Origin of the sequence: Ramlibacter sp. (assembly GCF_028291745.1) — a bacterium.
In the GTDB taxonomy this organism is placed as follows: domain Bacteria; phylum Pseudomonadota; class Gammaproteobacteria; order Burkholderiales; family Burkholderiaceae_C; genus Ramlibacter.
Genome location: NZ_JAQGNQ010000126.1, coordinates 1 through 21,649 on the forward strand (window position 1 = coordinate 1; position 21,649 = coordinate 21,649).

Below are 21,649 nucleotides of genomic sequence, written 5' to 3' on the forward strand. Positions count from 1 at the left end.
GTGGTGGTCGCCGTGCCCGTCGTCCCCGCCGTCAACGGCGTGCCCGGCGTCCCGAGCGTGCCCGGCGCCGTTGCCAGGCCGGCGGTGGCCGTCGTCAGCACCCGCACCTTGCCGTTGGACGCCAGCTGGCGCCGCAGCTCGGCGGCCAGCGGCGAGCTGCTGGCGGCGTTCAGCACCACCGAGTCGAACACGAAGTCCGGCGCCTGGCGCAGGTGGAAGCCGCAACCGGCCAGCAGGCCGACCCCGGCCAGGGGAATGAATTGACGACGCTTCATAGGACCACGTTCACCAGGCGGCCGGGGACCACGATGACCTTCTTCGCCGGCGCGCCGTTGGCGAATCTGGTGAATGCTTCACTCGCCAGCGCGAGCTTCTCGATCTCCGCCTTGTCGGCGCTTGCCGGCACCAGCACGGAACCGCGCAGCTTGCCGTTGACCTGCAGCATCAGTTCGATCTCATCCTGCTTCAAGGCGGCTTCGTCCACCTGCGGCCAAGGCGCGTCGAGCAGGTCGCCGTGCGCGCCGGTATAGCCCAGCGCGCTCCATTGCGCGTGCGCGATGTGCGGCGTGACCGGGTAGAGCACGCGCAGCAGGATGCCGAAGCCCTCGCGCAGCGCCGCGGCGGCACCGGGCTCGGCGTCGGCCTTGAAGTCCTCCAGCGCATTGAGCATCTTCATCGCGCCCGAGACCACCGTGTTGTATTGCATGCGCTGGTAGTCGTAGTCGACCTGGCGCAGCACGGTGTGGATCTCGCGGCGCAGTGCCTGCGCCTGCTTGCCCGTGGTGTGGGTCACCGCCACGTTGGGTCCGGCCTGGAGCTTCGCCCCGAAATTCCACACCCGGCGCAGGAAGCGGTAGCTGCCTTCCAGCGCGGCATCGTTCCATTCCAGCGTCGCTTCCGGCGGCGCCGTGAACATCGTGTACAGGCGCGCGGTGTCGGCGCCGTATTTCTCGATCAGGTCCTGCGGATCGACCCCGTTGTTCTTGGACTTGGACATCGTCGTCCAGCCCTCGTAGGTGACCGGCTGGCCGTCGCTCTTCGCCGTGGCGGAGATCACCTTGGCGTGTTCGTCGCGCGCGATGTCCAGGTCGTGCGCCCAGAAGAACTGCTTGCCCGTGGTGGTGCGCGAGAAGGCCTCGTTCAGCACCATGCCCTGCGTCAGCAGCTTGGTGAAGGGTTCGTCGATCTTCACCAGGCCGAGGTCGCGCATCACCTTGGTCCAGAAGCGCGCGTACAGCAGGTGCAGGATGGCGTGCTCGATGCCGCCGATGTACTGGTCCATCGGCATCCAGTACTGCGTGCCCTCGCCGACCATCTGCCGGTCGTTCTTCGGGTCGCAGTAGCGCATGAAGTACCAGGACGAATCCACGAAGGTGTCCATGGTGTCGGTCTCGCGGCGCGCCGGCTTGCCGCACACCGGGCAGTTGCAGGCGAGGAAATCCTCGCGCTTGTTCAGCGGGTTGCCGCTGCCATCGGGCACGCAGTCCTGCGGCAGCACCACCGGCAGGTCCTTTTCGGGCACCGGCACGGCGCCGTGGTCGTCGCAGTGGATGATGGGGATGGGCGTGCCCCAGTAACGTTGCCGGCTCACGCCCCAGTCGCGCAGGCGCCAGGTCGTCTTCTTCTCGCCCAGGCCCTTTTGCTCCAGGTGGTGCGCCACGGCGTTCACGGCGTCGCGGTAGTTGAAGCCGCTGAAGATGTCCGAGTTGATGGTGACGCCGTTTTCCTTGTCGCCGTACCAGTCGTGCCAGTGGTGGTAGTCGTAGTGCTGGCCGTCGACATGCACGACTTGCACGATCGTCAGGCCGTACTTCAAGGCGAAGGCGAAGTCGCGCTCGTCATGGCCCGGCACGCCCATCACGGCGCCGTCGCCGTAGCCCATGAGGACGTAGTTGCCGACCCAGACGTCGACCGGCTCGTGCGTGATCGGATGCAGCACCTGCAAGCCGGTGGGCATGCCTTCCTTTTCGCGCAGCGCGAGTTCGGCCTCGGTGGTGCCGCCCTTCTTGCAGTCCTCGATGAACTGCGCGAGCTTCGGGTTGTTCTTCGCCGCGTGTTGCGCCAGCGGATGCTCCGGTGCCACCGCGCAGAACGTCACGCCCATGATGGTGTCGGCGCGCGTGGTGAACACGTACATGCGGCCGTCGCCGATCAGCTCGCCGTCTTCGCCGCGGATCTGGTGCGGGAAGGCGAAGCGCACGCCCTCGCTGCGGCCGATCCAGTTCTCCTGCATCAGCTTCACGCGCTCGGGCCAGCCGGGCAGCTTCTCCTGCGCGTGTTCCAGCAGCTCCTGCGCGTAGTCGGTGATCTTCAGGTAATAGCCGGGGATCTCGCGCTTTTCCACCACCGCGCCGGTGCGCCAGCCCTTGCCGTCGATCACCTGTTCGTTGGCCAGCACGGTCTGGTCCACCGGGTCCCAGTTGACGACCTGGGTCTTGCGATAGGCGATGCCCTTCTCCAGCATCTTGAGAAAGAGCCACTGGTTCCACTTGTAGTAGCTCGGGTCGCAGGTGGCGATCTCCCGCGACCAGTCGACGGCCAGGCCCATGGCCTGCATCTGGCCCTTCATGTACGCGATGTTCTCGTACGTCCACTTGGCGGGCGGCACGCCGTTCTTGATCGCCGCGTTTTCCGCCGGCAGGCCGAACGCGTCCCAGCCCATGGGCATCAGGACGTTGTAGCCGTTCATGCGCAGGTAACGCGTCAACATGTCGTTGATCGTGTAGTTGCGCACGTGGCCCATGTGGAGCTTGCCCGAGGGGTAAGGCAGCATGGAGCACGCGTAGAACTTCTTCCTGCGCGGATCCTCCGTCACGCGGTAGGCATCGCGCGCGGTCCACTCGGCCTGCGCGGCCTTTTCCACCGCAAGGTGGTTGTACTTGTCGTCCATGGTGAGCAAATTGTAGGGCCGGGTGTGAATGCGGACATCCGGACGCGGAAGACGCAGAACTGGCGCAGAACGCGCAGAAGAAAACCAGTCAGAAGCTTCTTTTTCTTTTCTGCGTCTTCCGGGTAACTTTTGCGCCTTCTGCGTCCGGTCGTCCGTGTTCGGCGGCCTCAGTTTTTTTCCGGCTCCGCCACGAAGCCGATGCGGCTCAGGCCGGCCTGGTGGGCCATGCCCATGACTTCGACCACCCGGCCATAAGGCACGCCCTGGTCGGCGCGCAGCTGGATCTCGGTGTCGGGGTTCTGCCTGGCGGCGGCCGTGAGCTGCTCGGTGAGTTGCGGCGCGCTCACCGGCTTGTCGTTCAGGAACAGCTTGCCGGCCTTGTCCACCACCACCGTCACGAACTGCGGCGCATCGCCGGGCTGCGTGCCCTCGGCTTTCGGCAGGTCGAGGCGGATCGAGCTGGCCAGCAGCGGCGCCGTGATGATGAAGATCACCACCAGCACCAGCATCACGTCCACCAGCGGCGTGACGTTGATGTCGCTCATGGGCGCCTCGCCCTTGGTGCGTTCCAGCCGGCCGAAAGCCATGAGTTACCGGGTCCCCACGCTTGTCACTGCGTGACCGCGCTGCCCGCCGAGGGGGCGTTCGCGTCTCGGGGCGGCGCGGCGACGCTCAGGCCGGGGCCGTGCGTCAGCAGCTCGCGCAGGTCGCGGGCGAAGCCTTCGAGGTCGGCTTCGATGCGGCCGATCAGGCGGCCGAAGATGTTGTAGCCCAGGACCGCGGGGATGGCCACCGCCAGGCCGGCGGCCGTCATGATCAGCGCCTGGCCGACCGGGCCGGAGACCTTGTCGATGGTGATCTGGCCCGCGGTGGCGATGCCGGTGAGCGCGTGGTAGATGCCCCAGACGGTGCCCAGCAGGCCCACGAAAGGCGCGGTCGAGCCGACCGTTGCCAGCAGCACCTGGCCGAACTGCAGCTTGTCCAGCACGCGGTGCAAGGCGTCGCGCAGCACGCGCGTGAGTTGCTGCGCGCGATCGCCGGCCGTGGCCAGCGATCCCGGCGCCTGCGCTTCGGTGGCGCTGATCAGGGGTAGCACGAGTGCCTCGCGGTCGAAGGCACGCACCTTCTCGCTCGCCTCGCCCACCGAGCCCGCCTGCCAGAACGCCGCGGTGCTGCGCGTGACGTCCCCGCTGGCGCGGTGCAGCAGCCACGCCTTCCACAGGATCACGACCCAGCTCGCCACCGACATCGCGAGCAACAGGACCGCGACGATGCGCGTGACCCCGTCGCCTTGGCGGAAGATATCCGGAAGCGTCATGACCGCCGCCGGGCCGCCCCAAGGCGGTCACGCCCCCCTCGGGGGGGCAGGGCATCCGCGAAGCGGTGACCGTGGGGGGTCATGACCGGAGCCCGAGGACGTCGAACATGTCGAACAGGCCGTTCGATTGCTGCGCCAGGAAGCGCACCGCGCGCAGGCCACCTTGCGAATAGGTCGCGCGGCTCGCCGACCGGTGGGTGATCTCGATGCGCTCCCCCGTGCCGGCGAACAGCACCGTGTGGTCGCCGACGATGTCGCCGCCACGGATCGCCGAGAAGCCGATGGTCGAGGGGTCGCGTTCGCCGGTGACGCCTTGGCGCGCATACACGGCGCAGTCCTTCAGGTCGCGGCCGAGCGCCTGCGCGATCACCTCGCCCATCTTGAGCGCGGTGCCCGACGGCGCGTCGACCTTGTGGCGGTGGTGCGCCTCGATGATCTCGATGTCGTAGCCGGTGGCCAGCGCGCGCGCGGCCAATTCCACCAGCTTCATCGTCACGTTCACGCCCACGCTCATGTTGGGCGCCATCACGATGGCGATGTCGCGCGCGGCGTCGGCGATCTCGGCCTTCTGCTCCTCGCTGAAGCCGGTGGTGCCGATCACCATCTTGACGCCGCGCTCGCGGCAGGCGCGCACGTGCGCGAGGGTGCCTTCGGGCCGGGTGAAGTCGATCAGCACCTGGGCATGCTGCAGCCCCGTCGCCAGGTCCGCCGTCACCGGCACGCCGCTGGCGTGACCGAGGAAGGCGGCGGCATCGTTGCCGATCGCCGGGCTGGACGCGATGTCCAGCGCGCCGGCCAGGCGGCAATCGTCGGCGGCGCGGATCGCCTCGATCAGCATGTGGCCCATGCGGCCGGAGGCGCCGGCCACGGCGACCTGGTGCTGCGTGCTGCCGGCGGGCGGCTGCTGCACGGCGCCCACGCGCGCCACCTTCTGGAGTGCCTGCTTGGTCATGCCAGGGTCAGCGCGCGGGGGCTTCCAGGGGCGGGTAGTTCACCGCGGCCGCGGGCGCGGCGGGCGCCGGCTGGACCGGGGCCGCCGGCTTGGCGGGGAAGGCACGCAACTGCGCCTCGGTGGCCTCGAGCGGCGGCACCGTGCCGGTGGCGCGCTTGCGCTCGAGTGTCGCGACGAACTCGCTCTCGCTCGGCATCGTGTCGCCCTCGAAGTGGTCCATGCCTTCGCCCTTGAAGAACACGGTCAACCGGCGCTGCTGCGGATCGACACCCTGGCGCCTGAGCGTGAAGACGTAGTCCCAGCGCTCGGCATGGAACAGGCTGGTGACCAGCGGCGTGCCGAGGATCTGGCGCACCTGTTCGCGGCTCATGCCGGGACGCAGCGCCTCCACCTGTTCCTTCGAAACGAAGTTGCCCTGCACGATCTCGATCTTGTAGGGCGTGAACGCCGTGGCGATGCGGCGGCTGGTACTGTCGACGGAACCGCAGCCGGCGAGGAGCGCGGCGAACGCGAAGACGGCCAGGACGGGGAGGGTCCGGCGCGGGGGCATGGCAGGCATTGGAAGGGCTGGCGATATGATGGTGGCCATTCTAGCGGCAGCACCATGGCGAACATCGACGAACTCAAGAGCACCGGCCTGAAGGCCACGCTGCCGCGGTTGAAGATCCTCGACGTCTTCCACAAGGGCGCGCAACGGCACATGACGGCCGAAGATGTGTTCCGGGTGCTGCTGGAAGAGCGCTCGGACATCGGGCTGGCGACGGTCTATCGGGTGCTGACGCAGTTCGAGCAGGCGGGCATTTTGAGCCGCAGCCATTTCGAGAGCGGCAAGGCCGTGTACGAGCTCAACGAGGGCACGCACCACGACCACCTGCTCTGCCTCGATTGCGGCCGCGTCGAGGAGTTCTACGACCCCGAGATCGAGAAACGCCAGAACGACGTGGCGAAACTCAAGGGCTTCGACATCGCCGACCACGCGCTCAGCCTGTACGCGCACTGCACCAAGGTCGACTGCCCGAACAAGCCGCGGCGGTAGGGCAGGCCGTCGAAACCAGTATCCGGACGCAGAAGGCGCAGAAACTTCGCAGAAGTCGCAGAAGGAATTTCCAATTTCTTGTTGGATGTTTTCTGCGCCTTCTGCGTAACTTTTGCGCCTTCTGCGTCCGGATACTGGGTGTTTCTCTAACCGCCCTTTTCCATCGCCCGCCGATGCCGCTCCACGAACTCCTGGTACGTGTCGACGCCGCGTAGTTGCAGGATCGTGTTGCGCACGGCCGCTTCGACCAGCACGGCCATGTTGCGGCCGGCGACCACCGGGATCACGGCCTTGCGCACCGGCACGCCCAGCACGTCCTGCGAGAGCGGCTCGTAGGGCAGGCGTTCGTATTCGCGCTCCATGGTCTCGCGCCGCACCAGGTGCACGATCAGCCGCAGCCGCATCTTTCGCCGCACCGCCGTCTCGCCGAAGATCGCGCGGATGTCCAGCAGGCCGATGCCGCGCACCTCCAGCAGGTTCTGCAGCAGCTCGGGACAGCGGCCCTCGATGGTGGTCTGGTTGACGCGGTAGAGGTCGACCGCGTCGTCGGCCACCAGGCCGCTGCTGCGGGTGATCAGCTCCAGCCCCAGCTCGCTCTTGCCCAGGCCCGACTCGCCCGTGATCAGCACGCCCAGGCCCAGGATGTCCATGAACACGCCGTGCATCGACGTGCGCTCGGCGAAGTGCTTGGACAGGTAGGCGCGCAGCACGTCGATCACGAAGGCCGAGGGATCGGGCGACGCGAACATCGGGATCTGCGCCCGCTCGCACATCGACAGCAGCGCGTCCGGCGCCTGCTGGCCATCGGTCAGTATCAGCACCGGCGGCTCGAGCGTGACGATGCGCGAGATGCGGCGCGCGCAGTCTTCCTGCGTGGCGTTGCTCAGGTAGGCGACCTCGCGCTCGCCCAGGATCTGCACCCGATACGGGTGGATGTAGTTCAGGTAGCCCACCAGGTCGGCGCCCGAGCGCGCTGCGCGCACGGCGACCTCGTCGAAGCGGCGTTCCGAGGCGCCGAGACCGGCGACCCACTCCCACTTGAGCTGGGCGCGGTGGTCCTCGAACAGGACGTCGGCACTGACGACGGTGGGTTTCAAGCGGGGACTACTGCGGCTGCGCCGACTGCCAGCCGGCGATCAGCTGGTGCAGCTGCGCGGCGTCGACGCTGCCCTTGATGCGTTCGCGCAGCGGCGCGTCGCTCAGGAGCTCGGCGATCTCGGACAGGATCTCCAGGTGCTTCTGGGTCGCGGCCTCGGGCACCAGCAGGAAGATCAGCAGCTTCACGGGCTGCTCGTCGGGCGCATCGAAGCCGATCGCGCCGGCCAGCTGGAACAGCGCTGCCATCGGCGACTTCAGGCCCTTGATGCGTCCATGGGGGATCGCGACCCCGTGGCCGAGGCCGGTGGAGCCCAGGCGCTCGCGCGCGAACAGGCTGTCGGTGATCAGCGCGCGGGACAGCCCGTGCAGGTTCTCGAACAGCAGCCCGGCCTCTTCGAAAGCCCGCTTCTTGCTGGTGGCGTCGACGCCGACCAGGACCTGGGCGGGCGGCAGGATGGACGCAAGGCGGTTCATGGTTAGGTGGGCGGATTATGCACGGCCGACGGTACACCGCAGCAAACGGCCGTGCACGCCCTGTCCCTGGCGTCGCAAAAACGCAAGGCCCCCGATGGGGCCTGTGGGGGCGGGCGCTACACCACGCGTTTGGGAGCGTCGCAGTGGTGGTCCTGCATGCGGTCCTTGTGCTTGCCGACCTGGCGATCGAGCTTGTCGACCAGCTCGTCGAGCGCGGCGTACAGGTCCTCGTGGGCGCTCTCGGCAAACATGTCGTTGCCCTTCACGTGGATCTTGCACTCGGCGCGCTGCCTTCGTTCCTTTTCCTTCTGCTTCTCGACGGTGAGCAGGACCTTGATGTCCACAACCTGGTCAAAGTGGCGGGTGATGCGATCGAGCTTGGTGGTCACGTAACTGCGCAGAGCCGGGGTGACTTCGAGATGGTGACCGCTGATCGTCAGGTTCATGGAGCCTCCTAATGCACTCGGGTTGACATCGCGCGCGGCCAGCGCGCAAGGAAAGCAGGGTTCTGGACCGACTGCAATTCACTATGCCCGGGGGTCCTGCAAAAGTCCATCGATTTCCCTCATGGCTCAGGCGCGAATCAAGGGGTGGCAAGTGCCGTGCTGCAGGGCAAACGAAGAGGGTGAGCCCCCATGCAAAACGGCCCCGAAAGGGCCGCTGCAAACGCGCTGAACCAGCAGCCGCGAGGCCGCCGTCGCGCAGCTCAGAAAACTGCGATCAACGCTGGCGCCACAGGGCGGCGGCGTCCAGCAGGTTCCATTCGGCGCGGGCTTTCGGGTGCGCCTGGGCGCCCGGACGCTCGAGGTTCGCGTGCTCGACCCGATCGGCCTGCGGCTTGTCGCGCGGCGTGTCGTGGAAGCGGTGGGCGGACTTGGGTTCCTTGTACATACGGTTCTCCTGCGATCCGGCTCAACTGCCGGCGTCGCTGCTGGTACTGCGCTTCGTGTCCTGCGAGTCGGCGTGGCTCTCGCCGTGCCGGCTGATGAAAGGCCAGGCATGGGCGCTGCGGGGGCGGCGGCTCATGGTGCTGTCCTTGCCTTCGGCCGGCGAGGGACGCCAGGTCGAGCGGCTGGCGTTCGGATCGGTCGCTAGCTGGATCATCTCGGCTCCTTGCAGGTGCTACCGGACGGTCAGGCCCGGGGGATGCATCCAATGTAGGGCGGCCTCCTGAACGGTGATGTCGGACGTTCTGGCCCAGCTGTGTAGGATTTGTCCTGCGTCTCAGCAGTGAAACCTGCGGGAAAACCCGGACTGCTCCGGCAGCGCGGCATAATCGCGAACCTCTTCTCCCGGAGATGCTCCTTGGAACCCGATCCCAGTCGGTAGCTTTCAGCGCCCGTGAAGCCGGCGTTGGAAGCACCCAGCCGCCGCACACAAGACCAACGCACGGGACGGAGCCATGCTCAACATTTTCTCGCTGGCCAACGGCCGGCTCTTCCAGGAAGAGATCGAGTCGCTGGAGGAGCTCTCCCGCTTCCAGCCGATCTGGGTCGACCTGGAATCGCCGACGCTCGACGAGAAGCGCTGGATCAAGCAGTATTACGGCCTGTCCATCCCGGAAGATGCGATGGACGAGGACATCGAGGAGTCCGCCCGCTTCTACGAAGAGGACAACGGCGACCTGCACATCCGCAGCGACTTCCTGATTGCCGGCGGCGGCGACGAGCCGCGCACGGTGCGCGTGGCCTTCATCCTCAACCTGGTGAACCCCTCGCTCAAGAGCCATGGCGTGCTGTTCTCCATCCACGACGAGGACGTTCCCGTGTTCCGGCTGCTGCGCCTGCGCGCGCGGCGGGCACCCGGCCTCATCGAGGACGCCAAGGAAGTCCTGCTCAAGCTGTTCGACGCCGACGCCGAGTATTCGGCCGATACGCTGGAAGGCATCTACGACGAGCTCGAGAAGATCAGCAAGCAGGTGCTCTCGGGCAAGGTCACCGACACGCTCGCCGGCGAGGCGCTCGAGGAGATCGCCCGCCAGGAAGACATGAACGGCCGCATCCGCCGCAACGTGATGGACACCCGGCGCGCGGTGAGCTTCATGATGCGCAGCCGCATGCTCAGCGCCAGCCAGTTCGAAGAGGCGCGGCAGATCCTGCGCGACATCGAATCGCTGGACAGCCACACCGCCTTCCTGTTCGACAAGATCAACTTCCTGATGGACGCCACGGTCGGCTTCATCAACATCAACCAGAACAAGATCATCAAGATCTTCTCGGTGGCCAGCGTGGCCTTGCTGCCACCCACGCTGGTCGCCAGCATCTATGGGATGAACATGCGCTTTCCCGAAATCGAATGGCTCGGCCCGATCCTCAGCTACCCCTACGTGGTGCTGCTGATGATCGCCAGCGCCGCCCTGCCCATGTGGTACTTCGGCCGCCGCGGCTGGTTGAGCTGATCATGCGCATCCTCCTGGTCGAAGACGACGTGGTCCTGCGCGGCGTGATGCTGCGCAGCCTGCAGGACGCCGGCCATCGCGTCGACACGGCCGGCAGCCTCGAAGAGGCCGAGTACCTCTGGCGGGTGCAGGCCTTCGATGCCGTGCTGCTGGACCTGAACCTGCCGCACACCGCGCAGGCGCAAAGCGGCCTGGGCAGCGGCCTCACGGTGCTGCGCAATGCCCGCGCGCGCGGCGACCGCACGCCGGTGCTGGTGCTCACCGCCCGCAACCGCACCGACGAGCGCATCGCCGGCCTCGACGCAGGCGCCGACGACTATCTCGGCAAGCCCTTCGACCTGGGCGAGGTCGAGGCGCGACTGCGCGCGCTCGCCCGCCGCAGTGCCGGCGGTGACGACCAGACCAGCGTCGGCCGCCTCTCGCTGGACCGCGCCGCCCGCCGCTTCATGCTCGATGGGCAGATGCTGGAGCTGCCCGCGCGCGAGTTCGAAGTGCTCTGGGAGCTGATGAGCCCGCCGGGCCATGTCTGCAGCAAGCGCGAGCTGGCCGCCAAGCTGTCCGAGCTGGACGACCTGCTGGCCGACAACGCGCTGGAAGCCTTCATCTCGCGCTTGCGCAAGAAGCTGCACGGCTCCGGCGCGCAGATCCGCACGCTGCGCGGCCTCGGCTACGTACTGGATCCGGAGGAGTCATGAACCGGACGGGTCCCGCGGCGCACGAAGACCGCGGGGCCGACCGTCCTGCAACGCCGGCCGCGCTGCCGCCCACGCTCGGCCAGCGCCTGCTGCGCCACGTGCTGGTGCCGCTGGCGATCACCTGGGTGGCGGGCACCGTCGTTTCCATCGCGGTCGCGCAGGTATTCGCGCAGCGCGCCTTCGATCATTCGCTGCTGGACGACGCCTACCTGCTGGCGACCAACGTGCACGAGGACAACGGCCGCGTGCACCTGAACCTGACGCCGGCCGAAATCCGCAACGTGTTGTTCGACCAGGCCGAGACGGTGTACTTCAGCGTGCGCCGCAGCGACGGCTCGCTGATCGCGGGCGATCCCGATTTGCAGATGGTTGCGCGGCCCGGCGACGAGAACCACGCCTTCGATCACATCGCCTTCAACGGCAAGCTGCTGCGCGCCGTCACGCTGCACCGCGACCACCCGCGGTCCTTCGACGTGGCGGTCGCCCAGACCACCAGCGGGCGCGACGCGCTGCTGCGCCAGCTGCTGCTCGATTCGCTGCTGCCGCAACTGGTGCTGCTGCTGGCGCTGGGCTGGTGGCTGCATCGCTCGATCCGCCGCGACGTGCAGCCGCTCGCCACCCTGCGCCAGGCCGTCGCCGACCGCGGCGCCGACGACCTGGCGCCGGTGGCGGTGCAAGCCTCCACGCGCGACGTGCAGGCGCTGGCCGGCGCCATCAACGCCCTGCTGCAGCGACTGGAGCACAGCGTGCGGGCGCAACGTGAGTTCGCCGGCAACGTGGCGCACGAACTGCGCACGCCGCTGGCCGGCATCCGCGCGCTCGCTGGCTACGGCCTGGCGCAGAACGAGCCGCAGGTGTGGCGCGAGCAATTGGCGGCGGTCGCCGCAAGCGAAGCGCGGGCCAGCGCGCTGGTCGATCGCCTGCTCGCCCTGGCGCTGGCGCACGAGGCCGAGAGCCGCCTGACCCTGCAGCCGGTGCCGCTGGACCGCATCGTGCGCGACGCGGTGCTGCGCTTCCTGCGTCGGGCCGACGCGGACGGCGTCGATCTCGGCGCGCGCGGCATCGAGTCGCCCGTGTGGGTCGCGGGCGACTCGATGTTGCTGGAAGGCGTGCTGGACAACCTGCTCGATAACGCCCTGCGCTATGGCCGGCCCGCGGACGGCGCCACGGCCACGGTCACCGTGGCGCTCGAGCGCAGGGGCGATCAGGTGCTGCTGTTCGTGCAGGACAACGGCCCGGGCGTGCCGGGCGCGCTGCAGGCGGCGCTGGTGGCGCGCGGCACGCAGGGCGAGGCGGGCCAACTGCTCGGGCAGGGCGCGGGCCTCGGCCTGGCGCTGGTGGCGCAGTACGCCCGCCTGCTGCGCGGCCACATGCGCCTGCACAGCGGCGAAGCCGGCCGCGGCTGGGTGTGCGAGATCACGTTGCGCGCCGTGTCGCCCCCGGCCTGAGCCGCCCGGACGCGCTTGCGCCAGCTTGCGGCATCATCGCCGGCGTGGAGCAAGCAATCACAAGAACGAAGCGGAGCGCCGCCGTCACCGCCATCGTCGCACTCGCTGGCCTGGCACAGGGAACCGCGATGGCGGCCGGCGGCCACTTCGCGGTGGACGACGCGGTCCTGCTCGAGCCCGGCCACTGCGGACCGGAAACCTGGTGGACCCACGGCCAGGGCAGCCAGGACCTGCTGCACGGCGGGATGAACTGCCGGGTGGGCCCGGTGGAACTCGGCGGCGCCGTGGAGCACGCGCGCGGGCCTGACGGTTCCGAGACGGAACGGAACCTCGAGATCAAGTGGGCCCGCCAGGTGGCCGAGCGCTTGAGCGTGGGCGTGGACCTGCAGCCGACGTGGCAGCCGCACACGCAACCGCGCCCGGACGCCACCAGGGCGGTCCTGCTCGCCACCTGGAGGTTGCGCGAGGAACTGGCGCTGCACCTGAATCTCGGACGCGACTTCGTGCCGGGTGGCCCCGACCTCGCGCGGCACGGCGTAGCGCTGGAATGGCAGCCGGCGAAGGCCTGGACGGTGATCGCCGATCGCTATCTGGACCAGGGCACCAATTTCCTGCGCACCGGCGTGCGCTGGATCGGCGGCGACGCCTGGAGCGTGGACCTCAGCCGCGCGCAGCGCCTGAGCGGACCGTCGGCCTCCAACTGGACGCTCGGCTTCAACTACGACTTCCGCGCCGACTGAGCTTCAGCCGGCGTGCAGGAAGGCTTCGACGATGGCGACCGAGTGGCGGCTCGCCACGTGGTCGATGAAGCTGAGGAAGTCGCCGTGCGCCGCGTCGTCGGCGCGATCGGACACCGTGCGTACCGCCGCGAACGGCACGCTGTAATCGCTGCACACCTGCGCGAACGCCGCGCCCTCCATGTCCACTGCCAGGGCGAGGGGCAGCGCGCGCTGCAAGGCCTCGCTGTCGGCGGCACTGGCCACGAAGCGGTCGCCGCTGACCACCAGGCCGCGATGCAGTCGCGCGCCGGGCAGTGCCCGCTGCACGGCCCGTGCCAGACGCGCGGTCAGCGCCACGTCGGTGCCGAACCGATCCGTCCCGTACAGCGGCACCTCGTAGCGGGGAAAGAGCGGCGAGGCGTCCATGTCGTGCTGCAGGAAGCCGTCGGCCACGACCACGTCGCCGCGGTTCACACCCGGCGCCAGCCCGCCGGCGACGCCGGTGAACAGGACGCGATCGACCTGGAAGCGCTCGATCAGGGCCACCGCCGTGGTAGCCGCGGCCACCTTGCCGATGCGCGAGAGCACCGCCACCACCGGCTGGCCATGCAGGTGGCCCACGCGGTACTCGCGGCCGCCGGCACGCTGGCACTGCGCATCAGGCATCAGCGCCAGCACGGCAGACAGTTCCTCGTGCATGGCGGCGACGATGGCGGTGCGGGTCATGCGCGCATTCTGGCACCGGTGGCGGCATGTCATCGCGGGCTCGACCCGGGTCCATGCAGCGGTCGTGCAAGCGCCGTCGTGGATTGCGGGTCAAGCCCGCAATGACATCCTCGAGCTCAGCGCGGGTCGCGCAATTCGCGCCGCAGGATCTTGCCCACGGGTGTCTTCGGCAGGTCGGTGCGGAACTCGATCACCCGCGGCCGCTTGTAGCCGGTGAGGTTGGCGTGGCAGAACTCGCGCACCTTCTCCTCGGTCAGCGCCGGGTCGCGCCGCACGATCACCAGCTTGACCGCCTCGCCGGTCTTCTCGTCGGGCACGCCCACCACCGCGCACTCGGCCACGCCGGGCAGCTGCATCACCACGTCCTCGACCTCGTTCGGGTACACGTTGAAGCCGGAGACCAGCACCATGTCCTTCTTGCGGTCGACGATGCGGAAGTAGCCGCGCCCGTCCATCACGCCGATGTCGCCGGTCTTGAAGTAGCCGTCGGCCGTCATGACCTTGGCCGTCTCGTCGGGCCGCTGCCAGTAGCCCGGCATCACCTGCGGGCCCTTGATGGCGATCTCGCCGGGCTGGCCTTCGGCGACGGTGTGGCCCTCGTCGTCGATGCACTTCATCCAGGTCGAGGGCAGCGGCACGCCGATGGTGCCGGTGAACTCGGTGCTGGTCACCGGGTTGCAGCTGGCCGAGGGCGAAGTCTCCGACAGGCCGTAGCCCTCGCAGATCGCGCAGCCGGTCTTCTGCAGCCACAGCTTGGCCACCGCACCTTGCACCGCCATCCCGCCGCCCACGGAGATCTTCAGGTGCGACCAGTCGACCTTGTTGAAATCGGGATGGTTGGCGATGCCGTTGAACAGCGTGTTGACGGCCGGGAAGGTGTGGAACTTCTGCTTCGACAATTCCTTGAGCATGCCCGCCAGGTCGCGCGGATTCGGGATCAGGATCAGCTTGCCGCCCAGGCGCAGGGACAGCATCATGCCGACCGTAAAGGCGAAGATGTGATACAGCGGCAGCGCACAGACGCCAGTGGGCTGCTCGCTGGCGGGGATCCTGCTGGTGGCGGGGGCGTTCCAGGCTTCCGACTGCAGCACGTTGGCGATCACGTTCCGGTGCAGCAGCACGGCGCCCTTGGAGATGCCCGTGGTGCCGCCGGTGTACTGCAGCACGGCGACGTCTTCCGGCTTGATCTCGGGCTTGCGCAGCGTGCCGCGCTGGCCGCGCACGATGGCCTCGTTGAAGCGCACGGCGGCCGGCAGCGAAAAGGCCGGCACCATCTTCTTGACCTTGCGCACCACGTAGTTGACCAGCGCGCCCTTCAGCCCGCCGAGCAGGTCGCCCATGGCGGCCAGCACCACGTGCTTGACGGGCGTGGCGGCAATGCACTGCTGCAGCGTGCCGGCGAAGTTCTCGATGATGACGATCGCCTTGGCGCCCGAGTCCTTGAGCTGGTGCTCCAGTTCGCGCGGGGTGTACAGGGGATTGACGTTCACCACCACGAAGCCGGCACGCAGTACGGCGGCCACCGCCACCGGGTACTGCGGCACGTTGGGCATCATGATCGCCACGCGCTCGCCCTTGGTGAGGCCGAGCCCCTGCAGGTAGGCCGCGAACGCGCGGCTGAGCGAATCGATCTCGCCGTAACTGAATTCCTTGCCCAGGAAGACATAGGCATCGCGGGCGGCGAATTTCTGGAAACTCTCCTCCAGCAGCTGCACGAGCGAGCCGTACTGCGAGGGATCGATATCGGCCGCCACGCCCTGGGGATAGGCGGCCAGCCAGGGGCGGTCGTTCACTGTTGTCATGTCTTCAGCGCCGTCAGCACCTCTTCGAGCATCTTCCTGGCGTCGCCGAACAGCATCCGGTTGTTGTCCTTGTAGAAGAGCGGGTTGTCGACGCCCGCGTAGCCCGAGGCCATGCTGCGCTTCATGACGATCGAGGTCTTGGCCTTCCACACTTCCAGCACCGGCATCCCGGCGATGGGGCTGGTCGGGTCGTCCTGCGCCGCCGGGTTCACGATGTCGTTGGCGCCGATCACCATCGCCACGTCGGTGGCCGGGAAGTCGGCGTTGATCTCGTCCATCTCCAGCACGATGTCGTACGGCACCTTGGCTTCCGCCAGCAGCACGTTCATGTGGCCCGGCATGCGGCCGGCCACCGGGTGGATGCCGAAGCGCACGTTGACGCCCTTCTCGCGCAGGAACTTCGTGATCTCGTAGACCGTGTGCTGGGCCTGCGCCACCGCCATGCCGTAGCCGGGCACGATGATCACGCTCTTGGCATCGCGCAGCAGCTCCGCGGTGTCGACCGCGCTGATCGGCGAGACTTCGCCGGCCGGCTGCGCGGCGTCGCCGCCGCCCTTCACGGGCGCGCCGCCGCCGAAGCCGCCGGCGATCACGCTGATGAAGTTGCGGTTCATGGCGCGGCACATGATGTACGAGAGGATCGCGCCCGAGGAGCCGACCAGCGCGCCCACCACGATCAGCAGGTCGTTGCTCAGCATGAACCCGGTGGCCGCCGCGGCCCAGCCCGAGTAGCTATTGAGCATCGAGACCACCACCGGCATGTCGGCGCCGCCGATGGCCATCACCATGTGCACGCCGAAGGCCAGCGCGATCACGGTCATGACGACCAGCGCCGTCATGCCGGCAGGGACGGTCTCGGCATGCAGGAACACGCGACCGAACCAGAGCACGATCAGCAGTCCCGCCAGGTTCATCCAGTGGCGCCCGGGCAGCAGCAGCGGCTTGCCGCCGATCTTGCCCGAGAGCTTGCCGAAGGCGACGATCGAGCCGGCGAAGGTGATGGCGCCGATCAGGATGCCGACGTAGATCTCCACTTCGTGGATGGCCTTCTCGGCGCCTTCGAAGGAAATCGAGGTGTCCACGTAGCTCGCGTAGCCGACCAGGCAGGCGGCCAGGCCCACCAGGCTGTGCATCAGCGCGACGAGCTCGGGCATCTGCGTCATCTGCACCTTCTTCGCCGCGATCAGGCCGACGCTGCCGCCGACGACCAGGGCGCCGACGATCCACGGATAGCCGCTTGGCGTGATGCGCGGGCCGAACACGGTGGCCAGCACGGCCACGGCCATGCCGATCATGCCGAAGGCGTTGCCGCGGCGCGCGGTCTCGGGATTCGAGAGGCCGCCGAGGCTCAGGATGAAGAGGATGGTCGAGCCGATGTAGGAGACGGTGGCGAGGCTTGCGTTCATGTCCGGTCCCGTTTCCTTATTTGCGGAACATGGCCAGCATGCGCCGCGTCACCGCGAAGCCGCCGAACATGTTGACGGCCGTCAGCGCCAGCGCGAACACGGCCAGGCCGAGGATCACCTGGGTCGGCCGATCGGCTGCGTCGCCCGTGAGCGGCGGCGCGATCTGGATCAGCGCGCCGATGGCGATGATCGAGGAGATCGCATTGGTCACGCTCATGAGCGGCGTGTGCAGGGACGGCTTCACGTTCCAGATCACCATGTAGCCGATGAAGCAGGCCAGCACGAACACGGTGAAATGCGCGAGAAAGCTGGCCGGCGCATAGAGCCCCACCAGCAGGAAGACGATCGCGCCCACCGCGAACACGGTGGCCAGCGTCTTGACCGGCATCGGTTCGCCGCTGCCATGCCCGTGCCCCTTGGGCGCCGCGACCGGCACGGCCGTGGCCTTCGGCTTCGCCGGCGCGGCCGGCAGCTTGGGCGCAGGCGCGGGCCAGGTGATGTCGCCTTGCTTGATCACCGTCAGGCCGCGGATCGCGTCGTCGTCCATGTTGACGTCGATCACGCCGTCCTTGGTCTTGCACAGCTCCTCGACCAGCCGCAGCAGGTTGTTCGAGTACAGCGTGGAGGACTGCTTGGCCAGCCGGCTCACCAGGTCGGTGTAGCCGATGATGGTGACGCCATGCTTGACCACCGCCTGGCCGGGTTCGGTCAGCTCGCAGTTGCCGCCCTGCTCCGCCGCCATGTCGACGATCACGCTGCCGGGCTTCATCGATCGCACCATTTCGGCCGTGATGAGCCGCGGCGCCGGCTTGCCCGGGATCAGCGCGGTGGTGATGATGATGTCGGCGTCGCGCGCCTGCGTGGCGTACATCTCGCGCTGCGCCTGCTGGAAGCCTTCGCTCATGACCTTGGCGTAGCCGCCGCCGCCCGCGCCCTCTTCCTCGTAATCGACCTTCACGAATTCGCCGCCGAGCGAGACGACCTGGTCGGCGACTTCGGCACGCGTGTCGTTGGCGCGCACGATCGCGCCCAGGTTGGCGGCCGTGCCGATCGCCGCCAGGCCGGCCACGCCGGCGCCGGCAATGAAGACCTTGGCCGGCGGGATCTTGCCGGCGGCGGTGACCTGGCCGTTGAAGAAGCGGCCGAAGGCATTGGCCGCCTCGATGACCGCGCGGTAGCCGCTGATGCCCGCCATGGAAGTCAGCGCGTCCATCTTCTGCGCCCGCGAGAGCTGGCGCGGCAGCGCGTCGATGGACAGCACGGTGGCCTTCTTCGCGGCCAGCAGCTGCATCAGCTCGGGGTTCTGCGCCGGCCAGATGAAGCCGATCAGCGTCGCGCCTTCGCGCAGCAGCGCGACCTCGTACGGCGTCGGAGCGCGCACCTTCAAGACGATGTCCGCGCGGGCCCACAGTTCGGCCGCGGTCGGGACGACCTGCGCACCGGCAGCGCGATAGGTGTCATCCGCAAAATTCGCGGCGTCGCCCGCGCTGCTTTCCACCGCCACGGAGAAGCCCAGCTTCACGAGCTTCTCCACCACCTCAGGCACGGTGGCGACGCGTTTTTCGCCAGCGGCCGTTTCCTTCGGCACGCCGATCAGCAAAGGGGCTCGGGTCGTCACGGGGGAGCCGGCGACAGCGGCTTGTTCACCCGCCGTACCGACGGCAGGCACACCGATCTGCATGGACACTTCTCCTCGCTAGCGCGTTGATTGTTGCTTCTCGTTATCCTGAGCGCGAGCTTACATGAAAGCCTCTTGAGCTCTGCACGCGCCCGCCCGGCGTTTCCTTCCTGGCGCACACTGCGCATTCCCCTCGCATGTCCCTGAGCAAAATCATCGGCCTGTCGGCCGCCCTCCACCTGTACCTCGGCCTGCGGCTGGCCCCCAGCCTGCCGCTGCCTGCGGGCATTGCGCTGGCCGTTCTGCTGCTCGCCTCCGCCGTGCTGGTACCGGCCGCGCTGCTCGCGCGACGCCTGCTGCGCTCGGTGGCGGCGGCCGATCGCCTCACCTGGGTCGGCATGCTGTTCATGGGCCTGTTCTCCTCGCTGTTCGTGCTGACCGTGCTGCGCGACGTGCTGCTGCTCGCCTTGCACCTTGCCGGCCGCACGGGCTGGAACGAGCCGACCGCGGCGGCCGTGCCGCTGCTGGCGCTCGCGTTCACGGCGGTCGGTTTCTTCAACGCGCGGCGACCGGCCCGCGTCAAGCGCGTCGACATCTCGCTGCCGGGATTGCCGGCCGCCCTGGCCGGCTTTCGCATCGTGCAGATCAGCGACATCCACGTCGGGCCGACCATCAAGCAAGGCTATCTCCAGGCGATCGTCGAACGCGTGAACGCGCTGCATCCCGACGTGATCGCCATCACCGGCGACCTGGTGGATGGCTCGGTGGCCGAGCTGCGCGCGCACGTGGCCCCGCTGGCCGCACTGCGGGCGCGGCATGGCGTCTTCTTCGTGACCGGGAACCACGAGTACTACTCGGGCGTGCACGGGTGGGTCGACGAATTGCGGCGCCTGCAGATTCGCGTGCTGCACAACGAGCACGTGGTGATCCATCATGAGGGCGCCGACCTGGTGCTGGCGGGCGTGCCCGATTTCAGCGGCCACCATTTCGATCCCGCGCATCGCAGCGACCCGGCGGCCGCCCTGGGCGGCGCGCCGCAAGGGCTGCTGCGCGTGCTGCTCGCGCACCAGCCGCGCACCGCGGCGGCCGCCGCCGAAGCGGGTTTCGACCTGCAGATTTCCGGGCACACGCACGGCGGGCAGTTCCTGCCGTGGAATTGGTTCGTGCCCTTGCAGCAGCCGTTTACCGCCGGGCTGCACCAGCTCGGCCGCTTGCAGGTCTACGTCAGCCGTGGCACCGGTTATTGGGGCCCGCCCAAGCGCCTGGGTGCACCATCTGAAATTTCCGAGCTGCGTCTGGCGCCGTCAGCCTGAGTCCTACAGGCCGGCGGCGCGTTGTCCGACGAGGCTGAGCTAGCGCGGCCGCGAACACTGGTCCCATGGCTCGTACGGCATTCCTTCCCTTCCCCCTCGCCGGCGCTGGCGCTTCCAACGTCATCTACCTCGGAGCGGCCCTGTGCCGCCGCAAGTTCGAACTGTTCTACCCCGATGGTTTCGGGGACGAGACCTATCTCGTGGCCGAGCGCTCGCACAAGGAACGCGCGCATCTCGAATGGGAAACCGAACTCGGTGCCGCCGACTTCCGCAAGCTGCTGGCACGCGGCGAGTTCCGCGCGATCGCCGATGCGGCGGTGCGCATCGAGGCGCGCGCCAATCTGCTGTTCTCGTTCGAACGCATGGCCGTGCGCGACGCGGTCAAGTCGCCGGCCGGCGCGCGGCTGTTCGCCACCGAGCTCTATGCCTTCCTGTACGGGCATGGCTCGCCGCAGCGCCGCTTCAACGACTGGATCGAAGCCCTGGCAGACCTGCCGCAGCGCAAGAGCCGCGTGCTGACCTGGCCGGTGGCCACGGTGTTCGGCTTCATCGCCCGGCCCGACCGGCATCTGTTCTTCAAGCCGCGCGCCATGCGCAAGGCGGCACACGACTACGGCTATGCGCTGGCCTACCAGCCGACCCCCGCGTGGCCGCTGTACCAGGACTTGCTGACCTTTGCGGCGGTGGTGCGGCGCGACCTGGACCGCAAGCCCGGCTTCAAGGCGCGCGACATGGTGGACCTGCAGTCCTTCATGTGGGTGCAGGGCGCGCCCGAGTACCAGCCTTAGAGCCGCCGCGCACGCGCGCGGGCGCAGCGCAGGCTTTCCTCCAGCATCGGCAGCACGTTGAACAGCAGCACGGCCAGCGCCGCACCGGCCAGGTAGGTGGCCGGCCACGGTGTGTACTTCAGTTGCAGCGACAGGTCCGGCCCGCCGCCGTCGAAAAAGGCGAGGACCTCGTCCCAGCGGATCACCGCCAGCAGGGCCAGGATCACCAGCGGCAGCAGTTCCATGAAGCTGTGGACCATCTGCTCGCCGGGCCGCACCGCGCGCAGCGGCACCGTGTAGCGCAACTCGACGAAGGTCGTGACCTCGTGCGCCAGGAAGGCGGCGAACACCAGCAACAGCACCGCGCCATCCGGTTCCAGCAGCGCCACCGCAAGCAGTGCGACCCCGCCTTCGGCCAGCAACAGCCAGTGGAAGGCGTTCTCCGGCAGGCCACTGGTGTGCTCGATGGCCGTGCGGCGATGGCACCACCAATCGGCCAGGCCGGCCGCGATCCACAGCGGGATCACGGCCGCCATCAACAACAACTCCGCGGCGCCTTCGATGCTCACTGTGCGAACTGCTCCGTGCCGACCACGCCGATCTTCTGCAGGCCCAGCCGCTGCGCGCTGGTGAGCGCCGCGGCGACCGGCGCGTACTTGGCGTGCGGATCCGGCCGCACGTGGATCTCCGGCTGCTGCGGCCCCCGCGCAGCGTCGCGCAAACGCTCGTCCAGTGCGGCGCGGTCGGCCAGCAATTCGCCGTTCCAGACGAATTGACCGGCGGCGTTCACCGCCAGTTCCACGATCACCGGCGGCTGGTCGGGCGGCGGTGCATTGCGCCCCGGCATTTCCAGGCGCACGGCATTCAGCTGGATCGGGATCGTGATGATCAGCATGACCAGCAGCACGAGCAGCACGTCCACCAGCGGCGTGGTGTTGATGGCCACCATCGGTTCGGGATCGGGCTCGCTGCCAGCGCGGATGTGCATG

General features: G+C 68.3%; 23 protein-coding genes and 1 pseudogene. 7 read left to right on the forward strand and 17 right to left on the reverse strand.

Annotated features, from left to right (window positions below; genetic code table 11):
• The 6 genes and pseudogenes from JWP60_RS23180 to JWP60_RS23205 all read right to left on the reverse strand — a co-directional run.
• Positions 1-275: pseudogene (locus tag JWP60_RS23180) on the reverse strand (hypothetical protein); the annotation flags it as partial.
• The gene (leuS, locus tag JWP60_RS23185; RefSeq protein WP_299796751.1) at positions 272-2,890 is read right to left on the reverse strand and encodes a leucine--tRNA ligase; all 2,619 of its coding nucleotides are present in this window, start codon (positions 2,888-2,890) and stop codon (positions 272-274) included. The gene leuS and the pseudogene JWP60_RS23180, both read right to left, overlap by 4 nt.
• Before the next feature lie 167 nt (positions 2,891-3,057).
• Positions 3,058-3,477, reverse strand: a complete 420-nt coding sequence (locus JWP60_RS23190; protein WP_299796754.1) for a biopolymer transporter ExbD — start codon at positions 3,475-3,477, stop codon at positions 3,058-3,060.
• 23 nt (positions 3,478-3,500) lie between these two features.
• A complete protein-coding gene (locus tag JWP60_RS23195; RefSeq protein WP_299796757.1) occupies positions 3,501-4,208 on the reverse strand; it encodes a MotA/TolQ/ExbB proton channel family protein in 708 nt (235 codons plus the stop codon).
• A 79-nt stretch (positions 4,209-4,287) separates the two neighbouring features.
• Positions 4,288-5,160: a 4-hydroxy-tetrahydrodipicolinate reductase gene (dapB, locus tag JWP60_RS23200; protein ID WP_299796760.1), complete on the reverse strand. Its 873-nt coding sequence runs from the start codon at positions 5,158-5,160 to the stop codon at positions 4,288-4,290.
• A gap of 7 nt (positions 5,161-5,167) precedes the next feature.
• Positions 5,168-5,710, reverse strand: a complete 543-nt coding sequence (locus tag JWP60_RS23205) for an outer membrane protein assembly factor BamE (RefSeq protein WP_299796763.1) — start codon at positions 5,708-5,710, stop codon at positions 5,168-5,170.
• 54 nt (positions 5,711-5,764) lie between these two features.
• Between JWP60_RS23205 and fur the strand changes: the two genes are divergently transcribed.
• Complete coding sequence (fur, locus tag JWP60_RS23210; RefSeq protein ID WP_299796765.1) at positions 5,765-6,196, forward strand: ferric iron uptake transcriptional regulator; 432 nt, start codon at positions 5,765-5,767, stop codon at positions 6,194-6,196.
• A gap of 146 nt (positions 6,197-6,342) precedes the next feature.
• Here the strand turns inward: fur and hprK are convergent, their stop codons facing one another.
• The 5 genes from hprK to JWP60_RS23235 form a co-directional block, all read right to left on the reverse strand.
• Positions 6,343-7,293, reverse strand: a complete 951-nt coding sequence (hprK, locus tag JWP60_RS23215) for an HPr(Ser) kinase/phosphatase (RefSeq protein WP_299796768.1) — start codon at positions 7,291-7,293, stop codon at positions 6,343-6,345.
• 7 nt (positions 7,294-7,300) lie between these two features.
• A complete protein-coding gene (locus JWP60_RS23220; RefSeq protein WP_299796771.1) occupies positions 7,301-7,768 on the reverse strand; it encodes a PTS sugar transporter subunit IIA in 468 nt (155 codons plus the stop codon).
• Positions 7,769-7,884: 116 nt separating this feature from the next.
• Complete coding sequence (gene raiA / locus JWP60_RS23225) at positions 7,885-8,214, reverse strand: ribosome-associated translation inhibitor RaiA (RefSeq protein WP_299796774.1); 330 nt, start codon at positions 8,212-8,214, stop codon at positions 7,885-7,887.
• 274 nt (positions 8,215-8,488) lie between these two features.
• Complete coding sequence (locus JWP60_RS23230; RefSeq protein WP_299796777.1) at positions 8,489-8,659, reverse strand: hypothetical protein; 171 nt, start codon at positions 8,657-8,659, stop codon at positions 8,489-8,491.
• Positions 8,660-8,680: 21 nt separating this feature from the next.
• A complete protein-coding gene (locus tag JWP60_RS23235) occupies positions 8,681-8,872 on the reverse strand; it encodes a hypothetical protein (RefSeq protein ID WP_299796780.1) in 192 nt (63 codons plus the stop codon).
• A 298-nt stretch (positions 8,873-9,170) separates the two neighbouring features.
• Here JWP60_RS23235 and JWP60_RS23240 point away from each other — a divergent pair, with 298 nt between their 5' ends.
• From JWP60_RS23240 to JWP60_RS23255, 4 genes are read left to right on the forward strand one after another with little or no spacing between them, the layout of a single operon-like run.
• Positions 9,171-10,166 (forward strand): magnesium and cobalt transport protein CorA, encoded by a 996-nt coding sequence (locus tag JWP60_RS23240; RefSeq protein ID WP_299796783.1) that lies wholly within the window; start codon positions 9,171-9,173, stop codon positions 10,164-10,166.
• 2 nt (positions 10,167-10,168) lie between these two features.
• Entirely contained in the window at positions 10,169-10,861 is a 693-nt protein-coding gene (locus JWP60_RS23245) for a response regulator transcription factor (RefSeq protein ID WP_299796786.1), read from the forward strand.
• Positions 10,858-12,309, forward strand: a complete 1,452-nt coding sequence (locus tag JWP60_RS23250; protein ID WP_299796788.1) for a sensor histidine kinase — start codon at positions 10,858-10,860, stop codon at positions 12,307-12,309. Before JWP60_RS23245 ends, JWP60_RS23250 begins: the two co-directional genes overlap by 4 nt.
• Before the next feature lie 44 nt (positions 12,310-12,353).
• Positions 12,354-13,049, forward strand: coding sequence for a hypothetical protein (locus tag JWP60_RS23255; protein WP_299796791.1), 696 nt, complete (start codon positions 12,354-12,356; stop codon positions 13,047-13,049).
• 3 nt (positions 13,050-13,052) lie between these two features.
• On the opposite strand, the gene JWP60_RS23260 is transcribed toward JWP60_RS23255, so the two are convergent.
• The 4 genes from JWP60_RS23260 to JWP60_RS23275 all read right to left on the reverse strand — a co-directional run bounded on the left by JWP60_RS23260 (position 13,053) and on the right by JWP60_RS23275 (position 18,643).
• Complete coding sequence (locus tag JWP60_RS23260; protein ID WP_299796793.1) at positions 13,053-13,754, reverse strand: 5'-methylthioadenosine/adenosylhomocysteine nucleosidase; 702 nt, start codon at positions 13,752-13,754, stop codon at positions 13,053-13,055.
• A gap of 116 nt (positions 13,755-13,870) precedes the next feature.
• On the reverse strand, positions 13,871-15,547 hold the full coding sequence (locus JWP60_RS23265) for a long-chain-fatty-acid--CoA ligase (RefSeq protein ID WP_299796836.1): 1,677 nt from the start codon (positions 15,545-15,547) through the stop codon (positions 13,871-13,873).
• A gap of 5 nt (positions 15,548-15,552) precedes the next feature.
• Positions 15,553-16,962 (reverse strand): Re/Si-specific NAD(P)(+) transhydrogenase subunit beta, encoded by a 1,410-nt coding sequence (pntB, locus tag JWP60_RS23270; protein ID WP_299796796.1) that lies wholly within the window; start codon positions 16,960-16,962, stop codon positions 15,553-15,555.
• Between the two features lie 16 nt (positions 16,963-16,978).
• Positions 16,979-18,643 carry a Re/Si-specific NAD(P)(+) transhydrogenase subunit alpha gene (locus tag JWP60_RS23275; RefSeq protein ID WP_299796799.1) on the reverse strand — a complete coding sequence of 555 codons (1,665 nt, stop codon included), beginning with the start codon at positions 18,641-18,643 and terminating at the stop codon, positions 16,979-16,981.
• Between the two features lie 134 nt (positions 18,644-18,777).
• Here JWP60_RS23275 and JWP60_RS23280 point away from each other — a divergent pair, with 134 nt between their 5' ends.
• Complete coding sequence (locus JWP60_RS23280; protein WP_299796802.1) at positions 18,778-19,893, forward strand: metallophosphoesterase; 1,116 nt, start codon at positions 18,778-18,780, stop codon at positions 19,891-19,893.
• 65 nt (positions 19,894-19,958) lie between these two features.
• Entirely contained in the window at positions 19,959-20,681 is a 723-nt protein-coding gene (locus JWP60_RS23285; protein WP_299796805.1) for a hypothetical protein, read from the forward strand.
• Here JWP60_RS23285 and JWP60_RS23290 read toward each other — a convergent pair.
• Together JWP60_RS23290 and JWP60_RS23295 are read right to left on the reverse strand one after the other, a co-directional pair.
• Positions 20,678-21,229: a diguanylate cyclase gene (locus JWP60_RS23290; RefSeq protein ID WP_299796808.1), complete on the reverse strand. Its 552-nt coding sequence runs from the start codon at positions 21,227-21,229 to the stop codon at positions 20,678-20,680. The two genes, JWP60_RS23285 and JWP60_RS23290, sit on opposite strands and share 4 nt — an antisense overlap.
• Positions 21,226-21,648, reverse strand: a complete 423-nt coding sequence (locus JWP60_RS23295) for a biopolymer transporter ExbD (RefSeq protein ID WP_299796811.1) — start codon at positions 21,646-21,648, stop codon at positions 21,226-21,228. The genes JWP60_RS23290 and JWP60_RS23295 overlap by 4 nt, the downstream gene beginning before the upstream one ends.
• Between the last annotated feature and the right edge of the window lies 1 nt (position 21,649).